At 60.7% G+C, this 7601-nt stretch carries 8 protein-coding genes and 1 pseudogene; 3 read left to right on the top strand and 6 right to left on the bottom strand.

All coding sequences use genetic code 11. The annotated features are described in order from the left end of the window. A partial coding sequence (locus AC54T3_RS16835; protein WP_496626470.1) for a MarR family winged helix-turn-helix transcriptional regulator occupies positions 1-355 on the bottom strand: 355 nt, incomplete at its 3' end. Positions 356-482: 127 nt separating this feature from the next. Between AC54T3_RS16835 and AC54T3_RS16840 the strand changes: the two genes are divergently transcribed. Beyond that, entirely contained in the window at positions 483-974 is a 492-nt protein-coding gene (locus tag AC54T3_RS16840; protein ID WP_496626471.1) for a cytochrome P460 family protein, read from the top strand. Positions 975-1268: 294 nt separating this feature from the next. Here AC54T3_RS16840 and AC54T3_RS16845 read toward each other — a convergent pair whose 3' ends face one another. Continuing rightward, the gene (locus tag AC54T3_RS16845; protein WP_496626472.1) at positions 1269-1727 is read right to left on the bottom strand and encodes a hypothetical protein; all 459 of its coding nucleotides are present in this window, start codon (positions 1725-1727) and stop codon (positions 1269-1271) included. Between the two features lie 281 nt (positions 1728-2008). On the opposite strand from AC54T3_RS16845, the gene AC54T3_RS16850 reads away from it, so the two are divergent. Together AC54T3_RS16850 and AC54T3_RS16855 are read left to right on the top strand one after the other, a co-directional pair. Then, complete coding sequence (locus AC54T3_RS16850; protein ID WP_496626473.1) at positions 2009-2692, top strand: heavy metal response regulator transcription factor; 684 nt, start codon at positions 2009-2011, stop codon at positions 2690-2692. After that, on the top strand, positions 2689-4209 hold the full coding sequence (locus tag AC54T3_RS16855; protein WP_496626474.1) for a heavy metal sensor histidine kinase: 1521 nt from the start codon (positions 2689-2691) through the stop codon (positions 4207-4209). The genes AC54T3_RS16850 and AC54T3_RS16855 overlap by 4 nt, the downstream gene beginning before the upstream one ends. Positions 4210-4828: 619 nt before the next feature. On the opposite strand, the gene AC54T3_RS16860 is transcribed toward AC54T3_RS16855, so the two are convergent. From AC54T3_RS16860 to AC54T3_RS16875, 4 genes and pseudogenes are all read right to left on the bottom strand, one after another. Further along, positions 4829-6190, bottom strand: coding sequence for a UvrD-helicase domain-containing protein (locus tag AC54T3_RS16860; RefSeq protein WP_496626475.1), 1362 nt, complete (start codon positions 6188-6190; stop codon positions 4829-4831). A 90-nt stretch (positions 6191-6280) separates the two neighbouring features. Further along, positions 6281-6661: a UvrD-helicase domain-containing protein gene (locus AC54T3_RS16865; protein ID WP_496626476.1), complete on the bottom strand. Its 381-nt coding sequence runs from the start codon at positions 6659-6661 to the stop codon at positions 6281-6283. A gap of 85 nt (positions 6662-6746) precedes the next feature. Next, positions 6747-7325 (bottom strand): IS630 family transposase, encoded by a 579-nt coding sequence (locus AC54T3_RS16870; RefSeq protein WP_496626477.1) that lies wholly within the window; start codon positions 7323-7325, stop codon positions 6747-6749. A 79-nt stretch (positions 7326-7404) separates the two neighbouring features. Continuing rightward, a pseudogene (locus AC54T3_RS16875) lies at positions 7405-7494 on the bottom strand (helix-turn-helix domain-containing protein); the annotation flags it as partial. Positions 7495-7601: the final 107 nt, after the last annotated feature.

Here is a 7601-nt window from a genome sequence, read left to right on the forward strand (position 1 = left end):
CCGTCTCGTCGAGGTCCGCCACGGCCTGGCTACTTCGCTGCTCCCGCGTCGTCAGTGCCAACAGATCCAGGGCCGCAGTTGTGGGTGTCAGGTGCACCACGCGCCGGTCCGCTGCATCGGACTGTTTGGCCACAAGCCCTTTTCCAGCAAGCAGCTTTAGACTCTGCGACACAGAGCCCTTGGTCTGGCCGAGGAAATCGGCCACCGCAAGTGGCGTGTCCGAGTAGCGGTTACAAACGGCGAGATACCGCAAAGTATGTAGGTGGATGGGCTGCAGGTCGACTTTCGCGCTGGCCGCCCAGGCCTCGCTGCGGAGTAGGTTGCAGAGGCGTTCCAGGATGTCTTCAAGGGCCATAACGCGAGTCTAGCGCGACAAGTCGTTTTTTGTCGAAACAATCTTGACAGACCTCTTTTACCGGCTAGAGTACGATTAGTATCGATCCGATACTATATGCTCACCCATCTACGTTTGGAGTTCTGACATGTCCACCACCCGCATCGCTATCTGCGTCATCGCAGCCTTCTTGATCGCCACCTTGGGCCTCAGTACCGCCGTGGCGGTCGAGTTGCCCGCGTATCCCCAAGACTACCGGGACTGGACCCATGTCAAGTCCATGGTCATCCATCCTGGACACCCGCTGGCCGAACCGTTCCAGGGCATTCACCACGTCTATGCCAACGCTGCTGCCCGCAACGGGCTTACAAGCGGCAGCTATTCCGACGGCGCGGCCTTCGCCTTCGACCTGTTGGAATACGACACCGCCGACAACGCCTCGACTGAGGGCGAGCGAGTCCTGCTTGGCGTCATGTTGAAGGACAGCAGTCAGTATCCCGAAACGGGCGGTTGGGGCTTCGAGGCTTGGCAGGGCGACAGCCGCACCGAGCGCATGGTGAATGATGGTGGCGCCGGCTGCTTCAGCTGCCACGAGAATGTCGCAGACCGAGACTACGTCTTCACGCAGTGGCGCAATTGACAGTTGGTGAGATGGATGAAGCGCCTCAGCGCCGCTCATTTCCCCCTTGGTGGACTCTTGCCCCCGTGCCGCCGCAGCTTCAGAAGCATGCCAGTATGCAAACCAGCGTGGGAACCGGTATGCGATCAGGGTGTGTGCCTCGAAGTCAGGCTGGGCACTCCTTCGCGCGGCTGGGGCAATTGCACCGGGGCCGAGTGATTTAAACCAGTCGGGACGCCAAAGATCGTCGATCTGCACGGCGGCACCCTGTGGGCGGAATCCAGCGAAGGGGTGGTGCGCCAGGTTGCTTCGCGATCAGTGATGATGATCGGCGTGGTCGTCGCCGTCCGTCGCTGGATCGACGGCTGAGGAATGGTCCGCTCCCACGCGGGTGCCCGGTGTGAAACGGGCCTGCCAGGTGTTGCCGTCCGGGAAGGTCAGCGACGTGATCGCCTTCATGTCCGGACGCTTTTCGAAGGTGCCAAGGCCTGCGAGTCTGTTGGCGCCTGTCGGGGCGACGGCGATCGTCACGCGCTCGCCGCTCATGAGGATCACGTTGCCGCCGACGCCCTCGCTCGGCACGGGTGTATCGGCGTGGTCGGTGAGATAGAGGCTGACCTCGTTGTCGCCGAGCACCAGCTCGAAATGATAGGGTCCGGCCGTGCGGATCTGACCGCCGCTCGGGGACGGCATCGCGTCCAGCGTGGCATCGTCATGCGCGAGTGCGGGGGTTGCGAGGGCGAGTGCAAGCAGGACGCCGGTCGTGGTTTTCATGGGACTCTCTCCGGTTGCGGTCGGCCGTGCGGCGGGCGCGGCGCCTGGTCTCGCGACGGTGTGCAACCGGGTCAGCCCGCCATGAATCGTCGGTGCCCGAGCCGGAACCGGCCGGGATCGAGGTGGATGCGAGGATCCTTTCCTCTACACGATTATCCGTCGCGGCCCTGACCCCATCCTAACCGTACGATGACAAATGCGTCATTTTCGTCGTCTGACGATGGGTTGGATACGAATTTGCATCCACTGCCCGCGCCAGCGCAACCACGCCGAGGACAGCGATGAAGATTCTGATCGTCGAGGACGAGCCCAAGACGGGTGATTATCTGCGCCAGGGATTGACCGAGGCGGGCTTCATCGTCGATCTGGCGCGCGAGGGCTTTGACGGTCTGCATCTGGCCGCTGGCGGGGACTATGATCTGCTGGTCTTGGACGTCATGCTGCCGGGTTTGGACGGCTGGCAGGTTCTTTCCGGCGTGCGGCGCAAGGATCCGGACCTGCCAGTGTTGTTCCTCACGGCGCGCGACCAAGTGGACGACCGCGTGAAGGGACTGGAACTCGGCGCCGACGACTATCTGATCAAGCCCTTTGCCTTCGCCGAGCTGTTGGCGCGGGTGCGGACCCTCTTGCGGCGCGGCCGGTCGGCGAGCGAGCCGACCGTCCTGCGCGTGGCCGATTTGGAGTTGGACCTGGACCTGCTGCGCCGTCGCGTGCTGCGCGGCGGTCGACGCATCGAGCTGACGGCCAAGGAATATGCACTGCTGGAGTTGTTCATGCGCCGTCGCGGGGAGGTTCTGCCGCGCTCGCTGATCGCCTCGTCGGTGTGGGACATGAACTTCGACAGCGATACCAACGTGGTCGATGTCGCCGTGCGCCGGCTGCGCCTGAAGGTCGATGAAGGCTTCGAGCCCCGTTTGATCCAGACCGTGCGCGGCATGGGCTACGTGCTGGATACGCCGGAGTGAAGCCGCCGTCCCTCACCGTCCGGCTGAGCCTCTTGTTCGCGGTCTCGACCGTTGCTTTGCTGCTCGGCCTAGGGTGGACGTTGGAGCGCGCGGTCGCGCTGCATTTCCGCGAACTCGATCACCACGAGATCGCCGGCAAGCTCGCCTTGGTGCGCAACCTACTCGGCAGGGCCACGACACCTGCGGCACTGGCGAGCCTGCCGGCGGACTTGGAGGCCGCGCTAGTCGGCCATCCGGGATTGGCGTTGCGTGTGCAGGCGTCTGACGGCGGGGTTCGCTTCGTCAGTGCGCGCGGGCAGCTTCCTCCCGCGACCTCGTCGGAGCGCAGCGGCTCGGGGCAACCGGAGGACATCCTCTGGGTGCGTTGGGACGAGGGCCCGCGCGCCTTTCGCGGACTGATCGCCCGCGTCCCTGTCGGAGTGCCTCTGCAGACGCGGGACGCGAGGACGGCGGGCATGACCGAGCCGCCGCCCGATACCGTCGCCATCGGTCTCGACATCAGCCATCACCAAGCCTTCATGGCTGAATTTCGGCGCATCCTGGTGCTGGCCATGCTGCTGGCTGCGGCGGCCGCCGCCGCCTTGGGTTGGGCCGTCACGCATGCGGGTCTGCGTCCGCTGCGACGCATCACGGCCTTGGCTGCGGACCTGGATGCGAGCCGGCTCGGTGCACGCCTGCCGGAGACGCGGGTGCCGCCAGAGATCAAGTCGTTGGTGGTCGCCTTCAACGCCATGCTCGCGCGCCTGCAGGACAGCTTCCAGCGCCTGTCGGATGTCTCCGCGGACATCGCCCACGAGTTGCGCACGCCCATCTCCAATCTCACACTTCAGACCCAGGTCGCGCTCAATGCCGCGCGCGACGCCGATCAGTATCGCGAGGTGCTGTATTCGAGCCTCGAAGAGTACGAGCGCATGGGCCAGATGATCGGCGACATGCTCTTTCTCGCCCGTGCGGACCACGGCCTGCTGCACCCGACCGCCGATGTCCTGGACCTCGCGGCCCAGGTGTGGGATCTGTTCGACTATTTCGATGCCTGGGCCGAGGAGCGCGGCGTCTCGCTGCGCTTGACCGGCAGTGCCTGCGCGCGGGCCGACCCTTTGATGTTGCGCCGGGCCTTGAGCAACCTCCTGAGCAATGCCATCCGCCACACGGGCGCCGGGCAGCAGGTGCGCGTGCGGCTCGAGGACGACGGACGGGGCGTGCGGATCCTCGTGGAGAACCCCGGGCCACTCTTATCGGCGGAGCAGGCTGCCCGTCTGTTCGAGCGCTTCTACCGTGCCGATCCGGCCCGTAGTCGCCGGGGCGAAACGGCGGGGTCCGGCACCGGGCTCGGCTTGGCCATCGTCAAGTCCATCGTCGAGGCCCACGGCGGCGCTGTCGCAGCCGCCTCCAGCGCGGGTTGCACACGATTTACGGTGACCTTGCCCAGTGCGCATCCTCATCGCGCCGCGCAGGCGGCTGCTCACAGCGCAGGAACATGGCCAATTTGCGGAACGCTCTTGGTGATCTTTTATTGAATATAAAATGCCATCGGCTGAGAGGCGGCGGAAGGTCCGGTCTCGACCCACTCGGATCACTAGAGGCGAGCCAGCCCAGCCCAGCGAGTCTGGCTTCATCGACGGTCATCGGCCTCGCTGTGATCGGCGTCCGCTGCATCCTGTGATGTGAAGCTTCACATAGAACCTGATACCGGTCACCGACGAACCGGTCACGCACGACCTGGACCTGCCGCTCGGCGCCTCGTCCCGGGTGACCGTTCCAGACGCACTGCGGCCTGTCGCGGTCAACCCTGTGAGCGACTCTGGACGGCCAGGAGCCGTCGCCCATCGACCGCAAGTGAGTGACTCTTCGAGCCTAATACCGGCCGCCCACCGGCCAGCGACCGAGGGACCGGTCACGACCAAGAGCTGTCAGTCACGGTTGGTCTCGGCCTGGCCGCTATCCAATCCGTAGCGTTCCCGACCGGTATAACGCCACGCGTAACCCGCGCATTCGTAGTGAGCGGCGCGAACGAAAAATGCGTCGGCGTCTACGCGATTATTGTGGGGCATCTTACTCCTTTTTGCTATTCCTGCTTCTGCATGGGTTCATGCGATTAAAGGTACTAATATTTTCTCATCTGTTCATTGGCCGTCTCTAGTCTTCATCTTGACGTATTAAGAGAACGCATGGGCCCACTTTCGGCGTAAGTATAGTTGTTCTTCGCTTAGCACGAGTTATGCTGACACGAAAATTCTGACGAGTTTGATCATCGACGTTGTCACGCGTATTACCGCGTACAATCCGGTCAGGATTTGCCACGATCTTGCCATTAGCGATCCGAGGCCAGCCTTCAAATATGATCACCTCGTCAAATTGCTTGCCCTTGGCTTTGTGCATGTTCATGACGACGACGCCAGATTCCGGCTTCGTGTTGGTCGAGAAATGCTCCTGAACGAAAGCCTGGTGGACAATCTCTAAAGCGGCAGAATATCGTCCTGTGTCCCGCCAGTTTTGCGACAGGGCTTTGCGAAGCTGCGTCCCTCGATCAAGAAGACGGATATTGCGGACTTCAGCGGCAATTTCTCTGAGCCGCTTACAGGCAATAGCATCCAAATGCTTACGTATAGTTGTCCAGTCACTATCAGGTTCACCCGTCAGCACGAGGTCATGCGATGCCTCATAGGCTTCTTCGATTGGCGAAAAAATACTTTTCTTTGGGACAGCTTTGCCTGCCCCACTACATTCAACTGCTTTTTGGAAAGCTGCAAATATCCGTGCTGCTTCCTGAAGGCTGGTTTTTGAAGGCGTATCGCCACCTCTGCCTCGAAAGTAGCTGCAAATCAAATTGACGAACTCGGCAACATCACCCCGTTCCCCGTGGCTTTGCAGCATGTAGGCGATGATCTCGGCAGCAAGGATCGCCCCTGCCATATCGACAGCAGCATTGTGCTCAATCTTCGGTAGACCACCAGGAGGTTCCCGAAACGTGTCTGAAACGACGCGGGTCATGCGTTTCGTCGGGACGAGGATCGCCAGTGACCAGTCTTTCGGCCCATCTTCGATCAGCCGTTTTCGCGCCCGCAAGGTCTCGGTGGCTAATTTAGTAACCGATTGGTTCAGATTGGCATCGGACACGTCAAAATAGACGCTGTCATAGTTCTTCTTCGTGAACTTTCCCTTTAGGATATCGTTACCAAAGTGGGCGAGATCGGTTCCCTTGCTGCGGTGGTTCTCACCACTGAGATCGAACTTTAGCGGCCCGAACGCTTCCTCGAAATGCTGGAGCCGTTCGGGGTCTGCGCCGATAAAATCGAAGATCCTTTGTTCCGGGTCGGCAAACGCTAAGAGCTGGCTATCACACCCCAACGCCTGGATGACTCGCCACTGATCAGGCGCAGTATCCTGAAATTCGTCGAGTATGATGACGGGATAGGCATTGGAGATAAGACTCCTGATTTTGTTGCTTCTGTGAAGCAGTTCTCCGGCCATCTCAGCAAAGAGATCAAAACAGACCAAGCCCTCTTCAACAGCTAGGCGTCGCCGTTCGGCACACTCACGTTGCTTTTTCTCCTCACATTCCTCTTGGCTTAATCTGTCATCCGATTTTTATTCATTCCTTATTTCAGACAGGGCTACAGCTTCATTGGGTGGTGTCAGAATGCCGAGACGACGCGGCATACCCAGCAAATATCCGTGTGTCTTAATAAGCCGCCAAAAGAAGGCGTGATAGGTATCGACTTCTATCTGACGTTTAATCTCACGGGCAATCTCGTCTTCGTCATCGAGGGCCTCCAGAATCCTTGAGACGGTAGCGCGCGCAAAACTCAGGAATAAGACGCGCTGTCCACTCTTGAGCCCTTCCTCGACAATCTTCCCCGCCTTTAGGATGGATACGGTTGTTTTACCGGAACCAGGACCGCCCTGCACCAGCAAGTGCCCTTCAGCGCCCAGGACTTCCGTTTGTTTATCTGTAAGATCAATCGCCACCTAGAGCCGCATCCTTCGAGGGTTTTTCGGCGCCGGATCCGCCATTGCTTCGTCAGCCGCCGGTTCCTCGTTCACGGCCGGCTCTTCAGGGGGTGGCCGTGACAACTCCCGGATGCGAATACAGGTATGGCCACTTAATGAGATATCCGGACATTAGCCGGACATTAGAATTCGGCTCATATTGCGTTTCAGGCAGCTGGAAGAACGATAGAATCCGGTGCGTGCGTTTCTGTAACGAGCGCAGTGCGCTGTGCACACGCTGCTTGAGGTCGCGTTTGTTTTTGATGACTTGTCGCCCAAGCGTTTTGTCCTTGAGTTCTTCCCAGACATGTTCGTCGGGATTGCGCTCCGGGGTATAGGCCGGGAGGACTTTGAGGCGGATGCGATGACGGTGTTGTGCGATGAAGATACGCACCTTTTTAGAACGGTGAAAGGAAGCACCATCGACCACGAGGATCAGGGGACGGGTGCGTCCCTTGAGGAGCTGTTTGAGAAAGTCGATGGTGACCTCGGAGTTGATGCGCCCCTCGGTGACGTGATAGCGCAGCTCCCCTTGCGCGCTGAGCGTCGAGAGGATGTTGAGGTGTCCACGCCGAGCGGTCACGGCGACGCTCGGGCTCTCCCCGCGCGCCCCAGGTCGTGCCGGCGCGTTCACGCAGGTCAACGCCGGCCTCGTCTTCGAAGACGATGTCCGCTCCGATGGCTTGGGCGAAGCGTTGCAGCTTGGGGAAGGTCTCGTTGACGAAGCGCTCGACGGCCTCGGGGTCTTGTTCCGTGGCGCGATAGGTCGGCTTCTGCACGCTCAGGCCCAGACGATGTAAATGGACATTGATCGTGGCCCACCGACCTCAACGCCAAAGCGCTCGGCCAACACCTCGGCGAGCAAGGCACAAGTCCACAGGGGCGTGTCATAGCCAAAGGCTTCGGGGGTCGTCTCCAG

The sequence above is a fragment of the Halochromatium sp. NSM3 genome (assembly GCF_059621085.1).